Source organism: Micromonospora sp. B11E3 (assembly GCF_039871625.1).
Taxonomy (GTDB): Bacteria; Actinomycetota; Actinomycetes; order Mycobacteriales; family Micromonosporaceae; genus Micromonospora.
This window is the reverse complement of sequence record NZ_JBDPMC010000001.1, coordinates 52,992-69,995: the sequence shown is the minus strand read 5'-3', so window position 1 is coordinate 69,995 and position 17,004 is coordinate 52,992. Positions and strand designations below refer to the sequence as shown.

Genomic DNA, 17,004 nt, shown 5'->3' with positions numbered 1-17,004 from the left:
GCCGTGACGACGCGCGTGGCCGCCATCGACTGCGGGACCAACTCGATCCGACTGCTGGTCGCCGACCTGCCCGGCCCGGACGCCGGGCCGGACTCGCCGCTGGGCGAGCTGGTCCGGCGGCTGGAGATCGTCCGGCTCGGCCAGGGCGTCGACCGGACGGGCCGGCTCGCCCCGGAGGCGATCGAGCGGACCCGGGTCGTGCTGGCCTCGTACGCGGCCGACATCGAGAAGCTGGGCGCGGAGCGGGTGCGGATGTGCGCCACCTCGGCGTCCCGGGACGCCTCCAACGCGGGGGACTTCCGGGCGATGGTGGAGCAGACCCTCGGCGTCGGCCCGGAGGTGGTCACCGGCGACGAGGAGGCCCGGCTCTCGTTCACCGGCGCGGTCCGGGGCCTGCCGGCCGACGCGCAGCCGCCGTACCTGGTCGTCGACATCGGCGGCGGGTCGACCGAGTTCGTGGTCGGCACCCGCGAGGGCGGCGTGCGGGCCGCGATCTCGGTGGACGTCGGCTGCGTCCGGATGACCGAGCGGCACCTGCACGGCGACCCGCCGGGCCTGGACCAGATCGCCGCCGCGCAGGCCGACATCGCCGCCGCGGTGGACCGCGCGCTGGCGGCCGTGCCGGGGCGGGAGGCCGCCACGCTGGTCGGGCTCGCCGGTTCGGTCACCACCGTGGTCGCCGTCGCGGAGGGGCTCCCCGGGTACGACCCCGAGCGCATCCACCACGCCCGCGTGTCCTACGACGAGGTGGCCCGGGTGACCGCCGACCTGCTGGGCAAGAGCCGCGAGCAGCGGCTGGCGATCCCGGCGATGCACCCGGGGCGGGCCGACGTGATCGGGGCGGGCGCCTTGGTGCTCCGCGTGATCATGGAACGCGCCGGGATGCCGTCCGTGGTCGCCTCCGAGCACGACATCCTCGACGGCATCGCCTGGAGCCTGGCCTAGCCGCGGCGCCACCGCCACATCGGCGCCACCGCCACATCGGCGCCACCGCCACATCGGCGCCACCGCCACATCGGCGGCATCGCGGTATCCAGGCCACCCCGACCACCCCACATCGCCGACAACGCGGGTTCCTCAGGCGCTGGCGTCGCCCGCCGCCCCCCGCCCGCCGCCCCCTTTGCTCTGCACCCGCAGACGCGGCAGGCACGCTGCGTGACCCCGCCGCAATCTTTGGGGAGGCGGATGGCTTCTACCGCCCCTGTTCACGGCGGTGTCGCCTCCTTGGGTGCAGAGCAAAGGGGGCGAAGGGCGGTGGCCGCGTCCGCCGCTGGATTACTGTGCGTGATGCAGCTGGCGGTGGTGCCGGAGGCTGCCGCCGCGAGTGCCGCGCCGGTACCGCTGCCGGCCGCGTTCGTTGACGGTATTTCGCAATGCACAGTAGTGTGTGATGCGTGGATACCACCCAGCTGTTGAAGGGCGTGCTGGACCTCGCCGTCCTCGCCGTGCTCCGGGAGGAGGACGGCTACGGGTACGACATCCTGCGCCGGCTCCGCGAGGCCGGGCTGGAGGAGGTCGGCGACGCCTCGGTCTACGGCACGCTGCGCCGGCTCTTCGCCGCCGGCCTGCTGACCACGTACGTCGTGCCGAGCGAGTCCGGCCCGCACCGCAAGTACTACTCGCTCAACGCCGCCGGCCGGGACCAGTTGACCCGCTCCGGCAAGCTCTGGCGTTCGTTCGCCACCACCATGGACAGTCTGCTCGACGATCGGGGGGCGGCGGCATGACCGTCATGGAGCAGGAGATCGCGGAGTACGTGGCCCGGGTCCGGGCCGCCCTGGCGGATCTGCCGCCGGCCGTCCGCGACGAGTTGACCGAGGACCTGCCGGAGCACCTCGCTGAGGTGGCCGCCGAGGGCGACGGGCCCCTGGCCGACCGGCTGGGCGCGCCCGAGGCGTACGCGGCGGAGCTGCGGGCGGCGGCCGGCGCGGGGGGCCCGGCCGCCGCCCGCAACCTGGACCAGCGGGTCGCGGCCGCCACGGCCCGGCTGCGCGCCCGGCTGCGCGCGGCCGACTCCCGGTTGGGTCCCGTCCTGGGGTACGCCTCCGCGAGCGAGTACCTGCGGCTGCTCCGCCCCGCGTGGTGGGTCCTGCGCGGGTACCTGGCCGCCATGCTGATCACCACGGTCACCACGGGCGCGGCGTTCGGGCTGCTGCCGAGGCTGGGCGGCAGCACCCTCGCCGCGCTGCTGCTCCTCGGCGCCTGCGTGGTCGCCTCGGTGTGGCTCGGCCGGCGCGCCCCGGAGCTGCGGCGCTGGCCCCGGATCGCGGTCAACGCCGGCACGGCGGTGCTCGCCGTCTTCGCGATCGCCGGGTTCGCCGACGCGGATGGACAGCTGGGCCGGAACGATTCCGGGTACCAGCCGGCGTCGGTGGAGGCGCCGTTCATCCGGGACGTCTTCGTGTACGACAGCGAGGGGCGGCTCGTGGAGAACGCCCGGCTGTTCGACCAGGACGGCAACCCGATCCGGATCGGGTACCCGGACTGCGCCGACAGGTTCGTCGCGCCGCAGCCGGGGGCGCCGACCTACCCGTACTGCCCGGAGCAGGCGCCGTACCGGTCCGGTCCGGGGGCGGGTCCGACGCCGCCCGGTAGCCCGGCGCCGCCCGTCGGCCCGCTGCCCGAGCCCTCGGGGACGGCGACGCCGCCGGGGGCGCCCACGGCGTCCGGCGTGCCCACCGGCCGCCCCGCTCCGACGGCCGGCGCCTCGGCGTCGACTGTGGCGCCGGAGCCCACCTCCTGACCTATGGGGCACGTCACACGTCAGGGCGCCGGGTCCTCCCGGCGCCCTGACGTGCCGTGGCGCCCGGCCGGGTGAACCTCGGGTGGAAATTGGCTGAACGGACGAGCCGAACGGGACATCGCCCCACGATGGTGATCGCTACGGTTTCGTCTGCTCATCCGCCCCACGGAAGGAATCCCCGTGTCAGAGCAGGTCGCAATGCCCCCCGCCGCGTCGTCCGAGGACGCGCCCCGGCCCGCCGACCAGCCGGCCGAGCGGCCGACAGGGCCGGCGGCGGCCGGGCAGGAGACAGCGCCGACGACGGCCGGGCAGGGGACGGAGCAGGCCGAGGTGGACGGCGCGCAGCCGGAGGCGAAGCGGTCCGTCGCCCGCAAGGTGCTCGGTGTCGCCGCCGCGCTGCTCGCCGTCGGCGTGGTAGCGGCGCTCAAGTTCGGGCTCGGCACCGCCGTGGCCGCGGCGTTCGACGAGGACGCCACGGCCGACGCCAAGGCCGGCGACTGCCTCGCCGAACTGCCGGAGGTGACCGACGGCGAGCGCAAGGACGCCAGCGGCGCCGAGGTCGTACCGTGCACCTCGACCAAGGCGGTGTACACGGTGGCCGGTCGGGTGAACGGGCAGAGCGAGTCCCAGGCCAGGACGGGCGAGGCTTGCAAGCAGTTCCTCCAGCCGGGTCAGGACGGCTACTTCTTCTACAACATCAAGCCGGGCAGCACCGGCTACCTGCTCTGCCTGACGAAGAAGGCCTGACGGGCCGTACCCCGCATGCCGGCCCGACCCGAACGGCCCGGCACCGGCCGGTGGCGGCGCGGGACGACCGCGCCGCCGCGGGCGTACCCGGGGGTCACCGGCGGGACAACGGGAGGTGAACGCCACTGTTTCGCCGTCTTCCGGCGGCCGTCGCGGCGTGGGAGGCTACCGGCACGTAGGAACACCCTGCGACCAGCCGACGATGACTGACCGCTAGGAGGACGGGTCGATGGGCGAGATGGTGAGCTTCACCAGCAACGGAGGGGCGAGCGAGGGGTATCTCGCGATACCCTCCGGCGGTGCGGCCAGCCCGGCGGTCATCGTCATCCAGGACTGGTGGGGCCTGGTGCCCCACGTACGGGCGGTGGTGGACCGCTTCGCGGAGGCGGGCTTCGTCGCCCTCGCGCCGGACTTCCGCCACGGCGGGCCGGCCAGCCGGCCGAGTGAGCCCCGGCAGATGCTGAACAGCACGCAGATGGACGAGGCGGCCACGGACATCGCCGCCGCCGCGGAGTACCTCGCCGCCCGTCCGGAGGTCAGCGGCCCGGTCGGCTGCGCCGGCTTCTGCGCCGGCGCCAGCCTGGCACTCTGGTCGGGGACGTGCTCCGAGCGGATCGTCGCCACCGCCGGTTTCTACCCCCGGCTGCCCTGGGAGGGCATGCGCACCGACTGGGCCGAGTACGCGGGCAAGGCGGCGCTCATCCACTGCTCCGAGGCGGACGGCACCTCCGCCGACGAGGGCGTGCAGACCGTACGCCGGGCCGTCGAGGCGGCCGGCGGCGCCTGCCAGACCTACGACTACCCGGGCACCGCGCACGCGTTCTTCAACGAGGACCGGCCGGGCCACTTCGACCAGCGCGCGGCGGCCACCGCCTGGGCCCGCACCCTCGAACTGTTCCGGGCGAAGCTTGGCTGAGCCCCGTACCCCCGGCGAGGTGGTCGCCCGCGCCGCGCGGGCGACCGACCTGCCCGACCTCGACCGCGCGATCAGCGACTGCTTCGCCTGCCCCCGCCTGGTCGCCTGGCGGGAGGAGGCCGCCCGGACGAAGCGGGCGGCCTTCCGGGACCAGGAGTACTGGGGGCGGCCCGTGCCCGGCTTCGGCGCCGCCGACGCCCGGATCGCCATCCTCGGACTGGCCCCCGCCGCGCACGGCGGCAACCGCACCGGGCGGATCTTCACCGGGGACCGCTCCGGCGACGTGCTCTTCGCCGCGCTGCACCGGGCCGGCCTGGCCAACCAGCCGACCAGCGTCGCCGCCGACGACGGGCTGGCCCTGCGCGACACCCGCATCTTCGCCGCCGTGCGCTGCGCGCCGCCGGACAACAAGCCGACGCCGGCCGAGCGGGACACCTGCGCCCCGTGGCTGCGCCGCGAGGTCGCGCTCATCAGGCCGAGCCTGCGCGTCGTGGTCGCGCTGGGCGCGTTCGCCTGGGCCGCGTGGTGGCCCACGCTGCGCGCGGTGTACGGCGTCCGCCCGCCCAGCCCGCGACCGGCGTTCGGCCATGGGGCACACTGGTCCGGCGGGGCCGTACCGGATCTGCTCGGCTGCTACCACGTCAGCCAGCAGAACACCTTCACCGGGCGGTTGACGCCGGCGATGCTCGACGACGTGTTCGACCGGGCGAAGCGGCTGGCCGAAGTGGACTGACGGCATGGGACGGTGGCGATGGACCTCGGCGTGCTGCGCAGGTGGTGGCCGGTCGCGGCGGTGACCGTCCTGCTCGCCGTCGCCGCGCTCGCCGCCGGTCACTCGTCGATCGGGGCCAGCCGCATCCCGCCGGCCGTCGACAACGTCCCGTACGTGCCGGAGTACCCCTCCGTGGCGCCGCCGTCGCTCCCGGCCGAGCCCCGCGACGCCGGGGAGAGCACCCGGGCGCACATCCCCGGGTGGCTCGGCACCGTGGCGCTGATCCTGCTCGGCCTGGCGATCGCCGTCGCCCTCGGCTACCTGGTGTGGACGCTGCTGCGGGGCGTGGCCCGGCGCACCAGCCGGGCGCTGCCGCAGGGCCGGGCCCGGCGCACCGCCGAGGGCACCGCCCGCGAGGTGGTCGCCGCGCTCGACGCCGGCCTGGTCGAGCTGGACGACGCCGACGTGGACCCGCGCACCGCCGTGATCGCCTGCTGGGTACGCCTGGAGGAGGCCGCCGCCGCGGCCGGGGTGCGGCGACGGGCCGGAGACACCCCCACCGACCTGGTCACCCGCCTGCTGCGCGGCGATCCCGAGGCGGGGGTGCCGGCGATCGTCAGCGCCGACGTGCTGGCCGAGTTCGCCCACGTCTACCGCGAGGCCCGGTACGCCACCCGGCCGGTCGGCGAGCGCACCCGCGACCAGGCCCGGGCCGCCCTGCGTCGGCTGCGCGGCGAGCTGACCGCCGTGGCCGCCGGTGAGTCGACGCCCGCCGCCCGGGGCGGGGTGGTGGGCGCGTGAGCACCAGCATCCACGACCTGCTGACGTTCGAGGAGGAACGCCCGCGGCCGGCCGGGCCGACCGGGGGCGGGCGGGTCCGCTCGGTGCTGAAGGCCCTGGCCGCGGCCGGGGCGCTGACCGCGGTGGTGGTCACCGGCCTGCGGGCCGTCGGCCTGCAGGTCTCGCTCTGGATCGTCGTCGCCGGCGTGCTCGCCCTGCTCGCCGTGCGCCGGGTCACCGCCGCGCTCACCCCGCCGCCCCCGCCCCGGGCCGGGGGCCGGGCGCCCGCCGGCGAGGAGGACGGCCACTACCACTGGACGGCCCGGGACGCGCTGCGCGCCGCGGTCATCGGCTGGGAACGCCCGCTGGACTGGTGCGGGGGCAACCCCGACCGGTTCGCCAAGGTGATCCTGCCCCGGCTCGGGGAACTGGCCGACGAACGGCTGCGCCAGCGGCACGGCGTGACCCGCGAGTCGGACCCGGCCCGCGCCCGCGCCCTGCTGGGCGACCGGCTGTGGGCGTTCCTCGACGCCCCGCCCCGACGTACCCCCTCGCCGCGCGAGCTCGCGGCGATCGTCGCCGAACTGGAGAAGATTTGATGAACGACGTGGACCGGACCGTGCCCGCCGCCGAGGTGGGCCGCCTGGCCCGGACGGTGCTGGACGCGGTCGGCTCGGTCGTGGTCGGCAAGCGGGAGGCCCTGGAACTGGTCCTCTCCGGCATCCTGGCCGGCGGCCACGTGCTGCTGGAGGACCTGCCCGGCCTCGGCAAGACGTTGACCGCCCGGTCCTTCGCCCAGGCCCTCGGCCTGGACTTCCGCCGCCTCCAGTTCACCCCGGACCTGCTGCCCGCCGACGTCACCGGCTCGTTCCTCTACGACCAGCGCAGCGGCGACTTCGCGTTCCGCGCCGGCCCGGTCTTCACCAACCTGCTGCTCGCCGACGAGATCAACCGGACGCCGCCGAAGACCCAGTCGGCGCTGCTCGAGGCGATGCAGGAGAAGCAGGTCTCCGTGGAGGGCGTGACCTACCGGCTCGACGAGCCGTTCCACGTCCTGGCCACCGCGAACCCGATCGAGTACGAGGGGACGTACCCGCTGCCGGAGGCGCAGCTCGACCGGTTCCTGCTGCGGGTGTCGTTCGGCTACCCCGACCACGAGGAGGAGTGGGACGTGCTGCGCCGGCGCATCGCCCGCCGCCGCGAGGAGGCCGAGATCAAGCCGGTCGTCGACGCCGCCACCCTGCGGGCCATGCAGGCCGCCCTGGAGGACGTGGTGGTGGAGGACTCCCTCGGCCGCTACATCGTGCAGTTGACCGCCGCGACCCGGGAGCACCCGTCGGTGCTGGTCGGGGCGTCCCCGCGCGGCTCGCTGGCGCTGCTGCTGCTCGCCCGCGCCCGGGCGGTCCTCGCCGGCCGGGACTACGTGGTGCCGGAGGACGTCAAGGAGGTGGCCGTCCCGGCGCTGGCGCACCGGATCACGCTGCGCCCCGAGATGTGGCTGCGCCGGGTCGACCCGTCCTTCGTCGTCGGTGAGGTGCTCGACCAGACCCCGGCCCCGGCGAGCGGCGCGCTGCCCAGCTACGCCGCCGGCGCCGGGCACTGACGTCGTGTCGACCGGACAGGGGCCGGCGGCGGGCTGGGCCCCCACCTGGGCGCTCGGCCGGGCGGTGCTGCTCACCGGCCTGCTGCTGATCGCCGGGGTGCTGCTCGGCCGCGTCGACCTGGTCGTGCTCGCCGTCCCGTTCGCGCTCGGCACCGCGTACGCGCTGCGCCGCCGGCCGACCGCGGGGCCGCAGGTGTGGGTGGCCGCCGACGAGGGGCACCTGGTCGAGGGCGGGGAGTTCACGGCCACCGTCACGGTCGGCAACCCGGACACGGTGGGATACGACGTCGCGGTGGTCCGTACGCGGGTCTCCCCGTGGCTGTGGGTCCGGCGGGCCGGCGTGGGCGGCGCCCGGGCGGACCTGTCCCGCACCGGGGTGGACCGTCCCTTCGTGACCGTGGTCGACCCGGACACCGCCGTCGACCTGGAGCTGTCCGGCACGGCCCGGCGGTGGGGCCGGCACCCGGTCGGCCCGGCCGGCGCCCGGGTCGCCGCCGCCGGCGGCCTGCTGGTGTCCCGGGCCACGATCGCCGAGCCGGTGCGGGCCCGGGTGTACCCGAAGACGGAGCCGTTCGAGGCGGTGGAGGCGATGCCCCGGGCCGCCGGCCTGGTCGGGGCGCACCACTCCCGCCGCCCGGGCGAGGGCGGCGAGCTGGCCGGGGTCCGGGTGTTCGCCCCCGGCGACCGGCTGCGGCGCATCGACTGGCGGGTCTCGCTGCGCGCCCGGCAGTTGCACGTCGCGGCGACCCTGTCCGACCGCGACGCCGAGGTGGTGATCCTGCTCGATGTGCTCGCCGAGGCCGGCCGCTCCGGCGGCGTCGGCGGGGCCGCCTCCGTGCTGGACACCACCGTCCGGGCCGCCGCCGCCATCGGCGAGCACTACCTGCACCGCGGCGACCGGGTGGCGATGCTGGAGTACGGGCCGGCGGCCCGCCGGCTGCGCCCGGCCACCGGCCGGCGGCAGTACCTGACGCTGCTGGAGTGGCTGCTCGACGTGCAGGCCGAGTCGGCGCCGCACGAGCCGTACGACCCGGTCTTCGGCCCGCACCTGCTCTCCTCCGACGCGCTGGTGGTGGTGCTCACCCCGCTGCTGGACGAGCGGTCCGCGCAGATGCTGGCCCGGATGGCCCGCTCCGGGCGGTTCGTGGTGGCCGTGGACACGCTCCCCGCCGACCTGCCCCCGCCGGGCCGCAAGGGCTGGTCGGAGGTGGCCTTCCGGCTGTGGCGGCTGGACCGGGACACCATGATCTGCCAGCTCCGCGAGCACGGCGTGCCGGTGGTCCGCTGGGCCGGCGCGGGCAGCCTGGACGAGGTCCTGCGGGACGTGGCCAGGCTCGCCACCGCCCCGAGGGCGGGCGCGCGATGAACCCGGTCGAGGCGGTGACGGAACGGGCCCGGGCGGCGCGCTCGGCCGCCGACCGGGTCAGCCTCACGCCGCTGCTGGTCCGCGTCGGCGTCTTCGTGGCCGGGCTGGCCGGGCTGCTGCTGGCGTACCCGGCCGAGGTCTTCGCCGGGCGGTCGCTGGCCGCCCTGGCGGTGGTGGCGTTGCTGCCGGCGATCGGGCCGCGCCGCGTGTGGCCGACCTTCGCGGCCCTGGTCACCGTGGGTGGCTGGCTGTTGGCCACCGAGGGGTACGAGCGGCCGATCGCGCTCTGGCGGCTGCTCGCCGTGGCGGCGGCGCTGTACCTGGCGCACTCGCTGTGCGCGCTGGCGGCGCTGCTGCCGTACGACGCGGTGGTGGACCCGGAGCTGGTCGTGCGCTGGCTCACCCGGGTCGGCGGGGTGCTGCTCGCCTCGGCGGTGCTCGGGGTGCTGCTGCTGCGGGCCGCCGACGCCGGAACCGACCGCGGCTTCCTCGCCGCGACGGTGGCGGGGCTGCTCGTCGCGGTGGGCGTGAGCGCGTTGCTGGGGTGGCTGATGCGTCGCAGATGACGGGACGCGACCAGACGTTGTGCAGCTCACAGGTGTTGTGTTGGGTCACAGAAGGGGGTATCGCTCGGGATTAGCCGGGCCGCCCGGGGAAAGATAGTTGACGTGAATCCGAAGCGGATCCTTGTCGTCGGTGCCGGGCACGTCGGGCTGTACGCCGCCCTGCGCCTGTCGAAGAAGCTCAGCTCGCGTGAGGCCGAGGTCATCGTCGTCGACCCGCAGCCGCACATGACGTACCAGCCCTTCCTGCCCGAGGCGTCCGCGGGCAACATCTCCCCGCGGCACTCCGTGGTGCCGCTGCGGCGCGTGTTGCGGCGGTGCACGGTCGTGGCTGGCGCGGTCACCCGCATCGAGCACGGCCGCAAGGTGGCCACGGTGCAGCCGATCAGCGGCCCGCCGCGGGAGATCGCCTACGACCACGTCGTCGTGGCCCCCGGCTCGGTCTCCCGGACGCTGCCGATCCCCGGCCTGCACGAGCACGGCATCGGGTTCAAGACCATCGGCGAGGCCATCTACCTGCGCAACCACGTGCTGGACCGGCTCGACGTGGCGGCCGTGACCCCCGACCCGGACCTGCGCCGCTCCGCGCTGACCTTCGTGTTCGTCGGCGGCGGCTACGCCGGCATCGAGGCGCTCGCCGAGATGGAGGACATGGCCCGGGACGCGCTGCGGTACTACCCGGAGCTCAAGCCGGAGGACATGCGCTGGGTGCTGGTCGAGGCGACCCAGCGGGTGCTGCCCGAGGTCGACCGGGACATGGGCGCCTACACGGTGCAGCAGTTGCTGAAGCGGAACATGGACATCCGGCTGGACACCCGGCTGGAGTCCTGCGTCGACGGGGTGGTCAAGCTCTCGGACGGGGACAGCTTCCGCGCCGACACCATCGTCTGGACGGCCGGCGTGAAGCCGTCGCCGATGCTGGACGCCACCGACTTCCCGCGCGACGACCGCCGCCGCGTCACCTGCCTGCCGACGCTGCAGGTCGTGGACGGCGACCGGGTGGTCGAGGGCGCCTGGAGCGCCGGCGACTGCGCGGCGGTGCCCGACCTGACCAAGGAGCCGGGCAACTTCTGCTCGCCGAGCGCCCAGCACGCCGTGCGTCAGGCGGGCCGGATGGCCGACAACATCGCGAACGTGATCCGCGGGCGGGAGCCGGTCGACTACCGGCACAAGCACGCCGGCAGCGTGGCCAGCCTCGGCCTGCACAAGGGCGTCGCCCAGGTCTACGGGATCAAGATGACCGGCTGGCCGGCGTGGTTCATGCACCGGACGTACCACATGAGCCGGATCCCGTCGTTCAACCGTAAGGTCCGGGTCGTGGTGGACTGGTCGCTGGCGTTCTTCCTCAAGCGCGAGGTGGTCGCGCTCGGCCAGCTGCACGACCCGCGCGAGGAGTTCATCGAGGCGTCCCAGCCGGTGGCCCCCCGCGTCTGAGGTGTACGGAAGGGCCCCTTCTTATCGTTTCCGGTAGAGAAGGGGCCCTTTCTCACATCGGCCGTCCGGCTACCGGCGCCAGACCCAGGCGTCGGCGATCCTCGTGGACGGACCGTAGAGCTGGTCCAGGGTGGCGCGCAGGTCCTCGGCGTGCGGCGTGTCGACGGCCAGCGCGAAGCAGGACGCCCCCCACCGGTCGGCGTCCCGGGCCGCCTGCTGCCGCTCCCTGTCGCCCACCACCGGCCGTCCGCCCTGCTTCGCCACGTCCGCCAGCAGCGCGGAGGTGGGCCGCTTCCAGGTGCCCATGGCGGCGGTGCCGTCCCGCCCGTACGGGCCGATGAAGAAGCCCTCCGGCATGCCGAAGGCGGCGTCGGCGGCCGTGGCCCAGCGCATCGGCCAGGGCTCCTTCGGGGTGGCCAGCGGCACGGGCACCAGCACCCCGCCGGGGCGGACGCACTGCCGCCAGTGCCCGCCCGTCACGAACTCCGGCAGCGCCGGGCGCTCGGCGGTGGGCAGCGGCGCCGGGAAGACCGGCAGCAGCGCGGCAGCCACCGCCGCCGGGACCAGCCGGCGGGCCCGCCCGGGGACGCCCAGCGCCCGGTCCACGGCGAGCACCAGCAGCGTCGCGGCCAGCGGCAGCACGGCCAGCGCGAACCGCATCGGCAGCGCGCCGTCCACCACCGGCAGGCCGGCGAGCAGGGCGTACGGGCCGGGCACGCCGGTGCGGTCGCCGCCGTGCACCACGGTGGGGCCGAGCGACAGCGCGCCCATCGTCAGCGCGCCGGCCACGGACGCGATCACCAGCGGACGGCGGCCCAGCCAGAGGGCGCACCCCACGACGACCACGAGCAGCGGCCAGCCGAGGAACGTGTTGTACTCGGCCGGCCCGGTGGTGAGCCGCGCGGCGTCGTCGCTGCCGGCCACCGACAGCGGGGAGAGGGTCCACCAACTGCGCAGGTCCGCCGAGAAGTAGTGCGGGCTGAACATCCCGTCCGCGACGCCCAGCGGGCCGGCGAACTGGAACCACAGCGGGTACGCCAGCACGAGCAGCGCCAGCCCGGCCGCGAGCAGCATCCCGGCGGCGAAGCCCGGCAGCGCCCGGCGCAGCAGCGCCCGGTCGGTCAGGGCGTACGCGACGGCCATCACCAGCAGCGTCGCCGCGCAGAGGAAGAGCACCTCCTCGCCGACGAAGACCTGGACGCTGACCGTGGCGGCGAGCCCGACGGCCGAGGTGAGCACGCCGCGCCGGTCCGGGCCGGGGCGGCCCTCCCGATCGCCACCCGCTTTCCGCCGGCCGGCGAGCGGGTCGGCGGCGCGCAGCATCCGGACCACCAGCCAGACGATCACCGGGACCAGCCACTGGGCGGTCATGTGCAGGTGGCTGTTGGTCTGCGAGATCATCCCCGGGCCGAACCCGCACAGCCCCGCGCCGAGTGCGGCGGCCGGCCGGCGGGCCCCCAGGAGCCGGGTGAACAGCAGGTGCCAGGCGAGCGCGGTGCCGGCCAGGTTGATCCCGGCGAGCAGGGCGAACGTGGCCGGGGCGCCGAACAGCAGGGTGACCGGGGCGAACAGCACGCCGAGCGCGATGACCGTGGTGTTGGCCATCAGGTTCACCCCGTCCGGGGCGTTGAGCCGGTCGCTGAGCAGACCGAAGTCGCCCAGCAGGGCCCGCGCGTCGACCGCCAGGAACCACTCGTACAGGGCCTGGTCCTCCGGATTGAGCGCCAGCACCCGGCCGGACGGGTCGGGCCACAGCCCGTGGGTGAGCCAGCCGGCCAGCGCCGCGAACGCCAACCCGACGACGATGTCGCCCCGGTTCCTGCCGGCGGCGGCCCGCAGCCGGGCCAACCGGGAGTCGGCCGGGGCCGGAGCGTCGGTACGAACATCCTGTTCAGAGGCGGCGTCGGGGGCCGTGGGGGCTGCGCTGCTCACGGCTCGACCCTAGTGCGGTACGGCCAGCAGGGTTCGCCGGGTCGTCCCGGAACCGCTACGTGCCACTGCACACGGCGTGCGTGGACCCGCTACGGTGGCACTGCACACAGCGCGGTCGAGCCGCGTCGGTGGCGCCCGCCCGGGTGGTGGAACGGCAGACACGGCCGCCTTAAAAGCGGCTGCCGCAAGGCGTGCGGGTTCGACCCCCGCCCCGGGCACCACACTCTCAGCTTCCCTTCAGCTTGGTGATCTCCTACGAGTCGATCCGGGCGTTTACCCTTGAAGGGCACGTCACACGTGCGACGACCCCCTGAGGGAGGCCAGACAGTGAAGACCTCGAACCCGGTGCTCGCCCGACTCGGCCAGGCGGCCGAGCGGGAACGGGCCGCCGGGTACGCACCGATCGGGCCGTACGGACAGCCCGGCTATCCGCAGTACCCGGGCGCTACCGACTACCAGGTCGCGCCGCCCACCGTGACGCCGATGTCCATCGACGACGTGGTGGTCAAGACCGTGATGCTCCTGGGCATCCTCGGCGTCTCCGCCGCGGCCGCCTGGGTGCTCGTGCCGGACGCGCTGCTCGGCGCCGCCTGGATGGGCGCCGCAGTGGTCGGCCTGGTCCTCGGCCTGATCATCTCGTTCTCCCGGATGGCCAACCCCGCGCTGGTCATCGCGTACTCCGTCGTCGAGGGCGTCTTCGTCGGCCTGGTGAGCAAGGCGTTCAACTCGCTCTACGACGGCATCGTGCTCCAGGCCGTGGTCGCCAGCTTCGGCGTCTTCTTCCTGATGGCGATGCTCTACAAGGCGCGGGCCATCCGCGCGACCCCGAAGTTCGTCCGCGGCGTGACCGCGGCGATGGTCGGCCTGTTCGCGGTGATGCTGGTCAACCTGGTGCTGGCGCTGTTCGGCGTCAACACCGGCCTGCGCGACGGCAGCCCGCTGGCCATCGGCTTCAGCCTGGTCTGCATCGTGGTCGCGTCACTGAGCTTCGTGCTCAGCTTCCACGAGATCGAGCAGGGCGTCCGGATGGGCCTGCCGCAGCGCTACGCCTGGACCGCCGCGTTCGGCATCCTGGTGAGCCTGGTCTGGCTCTACATCGAGATCCTGCGCCTGCTGAGCTACTTCCAGGGCGACGACTGACCCTCGCCCGCCGACCGGCGCCCGCCACCGCTGTGCGGCGGCGGGCGCCGTCGTTTCACGCGCCCGGCTGTTCCGCGGGCTGCTCGGCGGCGGGCGGGCGCCGTCGTTTCACGCGCCCGGCTGTTCCGCGGGCTGCTCGGCGGCGGCGGAGGCCGTCGTTTCACGCGCCCGGCTGTTCCGCGGGCTGCTCGGCGGCGGGCGGGCGCCGTCGCCGGCGCCCCACCCCCGGCGTTTGCCCGCCACCGCCGACTCCGCCGGTGCACAGTGACTGCGAGGGGTACGTCGGCCAGGAGGTGGCGGTGCGCAGTTCCAACCCGGTGCTGACCCGGCTGGACGACACCCGCCGGCTCGAACGCCAGGTGCTCGGCACGGGCGGCGCCGAGGCGATGACGGTGGACGACGTGGTGGTGCGGACCGTCGGGCTGCTGCTGCTCACCGGCGTCACGGCGGCGGCCGCCTGGGTGGTCGTACCGCAGGCGGTGTGGATCTCCGCCGCGCTGGCCGGTACCGCCCTGGCCGGCATCGTCCTGGCGCTGGCCATCTCGCTGCGCGGCAGCACCAACCCGGCCCTGATCGCCGGGTACGCGGTGCTCCAGGGGCTGCTGCTCGGGGTGGCCAGCCGGGCCTTCCAGCTCGTCTACCCCGGGATCGTGGTGCAGGCCGTGGTGGGCACCCTCGGGGTCTTCCTCGGGATGGCGCTGCTGTACCGGTCCCGGGTGCTGCGGGCCACGCCCCGGATGGCCCGCCTGGTGGCCGGCACGCTGCTCGGCATCGTCGCGCTCAGCGTGGCCAACCTGGTCTTCTACCTGTTCACCGGGCGGCAGGCGCTGGAGGTCTACAGCCTCACCGCCGAGGCCGGCTGGCTGGCGTACGTCTTCTCGGTGGTGGCGATCGTCGCCGGCGCGTTCAGCTTCATCCTCGACTTCGACCTGGTGGAACGGTCGGTCCGCGCCGGCCTGCCCCGCCGGTACGCCTGGTACTGCGCGTTCGGGCTGCTCGCCGGGCTGGTCTTCCTCTACTGGCAGCTGCTGCGCCTGATCAGCTACCTGCGCCGCTGAACGGCGGTGCGCCGCCTGCGCCGCCTGCGCCGCCTGCGCCGCCTGCGCCGCCTGCGCCGCCTGCGCCGCCTGCGCCGCCTGCGCCGCCTGCGCCGCCTGCGCCGCCTGCGCCGCCTGCGCCGCCTGCGCCGCCTGCCCCGCCTGCCCCGCCTGCGCCGAGCGGCCTCCTACACTCGGCCCGTGAGCGCAGTGGAACTGGACCGGGCGGTGGAGTTGCTGGTCCGTCAGGTCGGGCACTGGCAGCAGCCGCGCTGGGCGGCGACCGCCGGGGGCGGCAACGTCTCCCGGGCCGACCTGGTGCACCGGCTGGTCCAGGAGGTGGCCAACCTGGCGGCGGACGCCGAGGGTGAGCCCCGGCGCGTCGTTCCGCGTCTCGACAACGACCTCGTCCTGCCCGACCAGCTCCGGGTGGTCGCGGCCGACCTGGTGGCCGCCGCCCCGCCCGCCGAGGTGCTGGCCCGGGCCGCCGCCGAGGTGACGGCGACCCGGAGCGCGCTCTGACGAGGGGATCCACCCCCAGTTACGCGACATGGCGGCATCCGGCGCGCTCGGACACCGCCATGTCGGGGAACTGGAGTCGATCTAGGGCGCGGCCGGCCCGCCGCGTCGGCCGGCCCGCCGCGTCGGCCGGCCCGCCGCGTCGGCCGGCCCGCCGCGTCGGCCGGCCCGCCGCGCTCAGCTGAGCCGTTCGAGGACCATCGCCATGCCCTGGCCGCCGCCGACGCACATCGTCTCCAGGCCGATGCTCTTGTCGTGCCACTCGAGGGCGTTGAGCAGGGTGCCGGTGATCCGGGCGCCGGTCATGCCGAACGGGTGGCCGACGGCGATCGCCCCGCCCATCACGTTCAGCTTCTCGAGCGGGATGCCGAGCTGCCGGTACGAGGGGATCACCTGGGCGGCGAACGCCTCGTTGATCTCCACGAGGTCGACGTCGTCGATGGTCATCCCGGCCCGCCGCAGCGCCTGCCGGGACGCCTCGACCGGGCCCAGCCCCATGATCTCCGGAGACAGGGCGGTGACGCCGGTGGAGACGATCCGGGCCAGCGGCGTGAGGCCGAGGTCCTTCGCCCGCTGGGCGCTCATGACCACCACGGCCGCCGCCCCGTCGTTGAGCGGGCAGCAGTTGCCGGCCGTGATCCGGCCGTCGGGGCGGAACACGGGCTTGAGCCCGGCCACGCCCTCCAGGGTCACCCCGGGCCGCGGGCCGTCGTCGGCGCCGACCACCGTGCCGTCCGGGGCGGTGACCGGGGTGATCTCCCGGGCCCAGAAGCCGTCGGCGATCGCCTTCTCCGCCAGGTTCTGGCTGCGTACGCCGAACTCGTCCATGTCGGCGCGGGTCACGTCGTACGCCTGGGCCAGGTTCTCGGCGGTCTGCCCCATGGCGAGGTAGATGTCGGGCAGCTCGCCGGACTCGCGGGGGTCGGTCCACACCTCCGCGCCGCCCTCCGCCCGCCGTACCGAGCGCTCCCGGGCGGCGGCGAAGCGCGGATTCTCCCAGCCGCCGCCGACCAGCGCCTGCGCCTCCGGCGGCAGCGTGTCGGAGTTGCCCCGCGCGTACCGGGAGACGGTCTCGACGCCGGCGCTGATGAAGACGTCGCCCTCCCCGGCCCGGATCGCGTGCATCGCCATCCGCGTGGTCTGGAGCGAGGACGCGCAGAGGCGGGTCAGCGTGGCGCCCGGCAGGCCGTCGAGGCCCAGCAGGGTGGCGACCACCCGCGCCATGTTGAAGCCCTGCTCGCCGCCGGGCAGGCCGCAGCCCAGGTAGAGGTCGTCGATCTCCGTCGGGTCGAGCTGGGGCACCTTGTCCAGGGCGGCCCGGACGATGGTGGCGGTGAGGTCGTCGGGGCGAATGTCGCGCAGGGATCCCTTGTGCGCCCGGCCGATGGGGGAGCGGGCGGTGGCGACGATGACGGCGTCGCGGGACGACTCAGTCGGCATGAACCAACGTTAACTCGCCGGTAACTTGGCGCGGAAGCAGCCCGCCCGGCGGGAAATGTCACGCCGGAGCGG

17 protein-coding genes and 1 tRNA gene are annotated in these 17,004 nt (G+C 75.1%); 16 read left to right on the top strand and 2 right to left on the bottom strand.

Annotation, left to right across the window (positions count from 1 at the left end; translation table 11 throughout):
- Positions 1-15: 15 nt before the first annotated feature.
- The 12 genes from ABGB16_RS00310 (at position 16) to ABGB16_RS00255 (ending at position 10,864) form a co-directional block, all read left to right on the top strand.
- A complete protein-coding gene (locus tag ABGB16_RS00310; protein ID WP_347666045.1) occupies positions 16-945 on the top strand; it encodes a Ppx/GppA phosphatase family protein in 930 nt (309 codons plus the stop codon).
- A 449-nt stretch (positions 946-1,394) separates the two neighbouring features.
- Positions 1,395-1,727, top strand: a complete 333-nt coding sequence (locus tag ABGB16_RS00305) for a PadR family transcriptional regulator (protein WP_347665884.1) — start codon at positions 1,395-1,397, stop codon at positions 1,725-1,727.
- Positions 1,724-2,743, top strand: coding sequence for a hypothetical protein (locus tag ABGB16_RS00300; RefSeq protein ID WP_347665883.1), 1,020 nt, complete (start codon positions 1,724-1,726; stop codon positions 2,741-2,743). The genes ABGB16_RS00305 and ABGB16_RS00300 overlap by 4 nt, the downstream gene beginning before the upstream one ends.
- Positions 2,744-2,923: 180 nt before the next feature.
- Positions 2,924-3,490, top strand: coding sequence for a hypothetical protein (locus ABGB16_RS00295; RefSeq protein ID WP_347665882.1), 567 nt, complete (start codon positions 2,924-2,926; stop codon positions 3,488-3,490).
- A gap of 229 nt (positions 3,491-3,719) precedes the next feature.
- Positions 3,720-4,406 carry a dienelactone hydrolase family protein gene (locus ABGB16_RS00290; RefSeq protein WP_347665881.1) on the top strand — a complete coding sequence of 229 codons (687 nt, stop codon included), beginning with the start codon at positions 3,720-3,722 and terminating at the stop codon, positions 4,404-4,406.
- A gap of 19 nt (positions 4,407-4,425) precedes the next feature.
- Entirely contained in the window at positions 4,426-5,139 is a 714-nt protein-coding gene (locus tag ABGB16_RS00285; protein ID WP_347666044.1) for a uracil-DNA glycosylase, read from the top strand.
- A gap of 18 nt (positions 5,140-5,157) precedes the next feature.
- Positions 5,158-5,919 (top strand): DUF4129 domain-containing protein, encoded by a 762-nt coding sequence (locus tag ABGB16_RS00280; RefSeq protein WP_347666043.1) that lies wholly within the window; start codon positions 5,158-5,160, stop codon positions 5,917-5,919.
- Between the two features lie 17 nt (positions 5,920-5,936).
- Entirely contained in the window at positions 5,937-6,497 is a 561-nt protein-coding gene (locus tag ABGB16_RS00275) for a hypothetical protein (RefSeq protein WP_347666042.1), read from the top strand.
- Complete coding sequence (locus ABGB16_RS00270; protein ID WP_347665880.1) at positions 6,497-7,501, top strand: MoxR family ATPase; 1,005 nt, start codon at positions 6,497-6,499, stop codon at positions 7,499-7,501. The genes ABGB16_RS00275 and ABGB16_RS00270 overlap by 1 nt, the downstream gene beginning before the upstream one ends.
- Positions 7,502-7,505: 4 nt before the next feature.
- The gene (locus ABGB16_RS00265) at positions 7,506-8,867 is read left to right on the top strand and encodes a DUF58 domain-containing protein (RefSeq protein WP_347665878.1); all 1,362 of its coding nucleotides are present in this window, start codon (positions 7,506-7,508) and stop codon (positions 8,865-8,867) included.
- Positions 8,864-9,433 carry a hypothetical protein gene (locus ABGB16_RS00260; protein WP_347665876.1) on the top strand — a complete coding sequence of 190 codons (570 nt, stop codon included), beginning with the start codon at positions 8,864-8,866 and terminating at the stop codon, positions 9,431-9,433. Before ABGB16_RS00265 ends, ABGB16_RS00260 begins: the two co-directional genes overlap by 4 nt.
- 102 nt (positions 9,434-9,535) lie before the next feature.
- The gene (locus tag ABGB16_RS00255) at positions 9,536-10,864 is read left to right on the top strand and encodes an NAD(P)/FAD-dependent oxidoreductase (RefSeq protein WP_347665875.1); all 1,329 of its coding nucleotides are present in this window, start codon (positions 9,536-9,538) and stop codon (positions 10,862-10,864) included.
- A gap of 69 nt (positions 10,865-10,933) precedes the next feature.
- On the opposite strand, the gene ABGB16_RS00250 is transcribed toward ABGB16_RS00255, so the two are convergent.
- Positions 10,934-12,796, bottom strand: coding sequence for a hypothetical protein (locus tag ABGB16_RS00250; protein ID WP_347665874.1), 1,863 nt, complete (start codon positions 12,794-12,796; stop codon positions 10,934-10,936).
- A 137-nt stretch (positions 12,797-12,933) separates the two neighbouring features.
- On the opposite strand from ABGB16_RS00250, the gene ABGB16_RS00245 reads away from it, so the two are divergent.
- The 4 genes from ABGB16_RS00245 (at position 12,934) to ABGB16_RS00230 (ending at position 15,495) form a co-directional block, all read left to right on the top strand.
- Positions 12,934-13,017 (top strand) — tRNA-Leu (locus tag ABGB16_RS00245).
- A 106-nt stretch (positions 13,018-13,123) separates the two neighbouring features.
- Positions 13,124-13,936: a Bax inhibitor-1/YccA family protein gene (locus ABGB16_RS00240; RefSeq protein ID WP_347665873.1), complete on the top strand. Its 813-nt coding sequence runs from the start codon at positions 13,124-13,126 to the stop codon at positions 13,934-13,936.
- A 257-nt stretch (positions 13,937-14,193) separates the two neighbouring features.
- Entirely contained in the window at positions 14,194-14,994 is an 801-nt protein-coding gene (locus tag ABGB16_RS00235) for a Bax inhibitor-1/YccA family protein (protein WP_347665872.1), read from the top strand.
- 180 nt (positions 14,995-15,174) lie between these two features.
- Positions 15,175-15,495: a hypothetical protein gene (locus ABGB16_RS00230; protein WP_347666041.1), complete on the top strand. Its 321-nt coding sequence runs from the start codon at positions 15,175-15,177 to the stop codon at positions 15,493-15,495.
- Between the two features lie 174 nt (positions 15,496-15,669).
- Here the strand turns inward: ABGB16_RS00230 and ABGB16_RS00225 are convergent, their stop codons facing one another.
- The gene (locus tag ABGB16_RS00225) at positions 15,670-16,932 is read right to left on the bottom strand and encodes an acetyl-CoA C-acetyltransferase (protein WP_347665871.1); all 1,263 of its coding nucleotides are present in this window, start codon (positions 16,930-16,932) and stop codon (positions 15,670-15,672) included.
- Positions 16,933-17,004 lie beyond the last annotated feature (72 nt).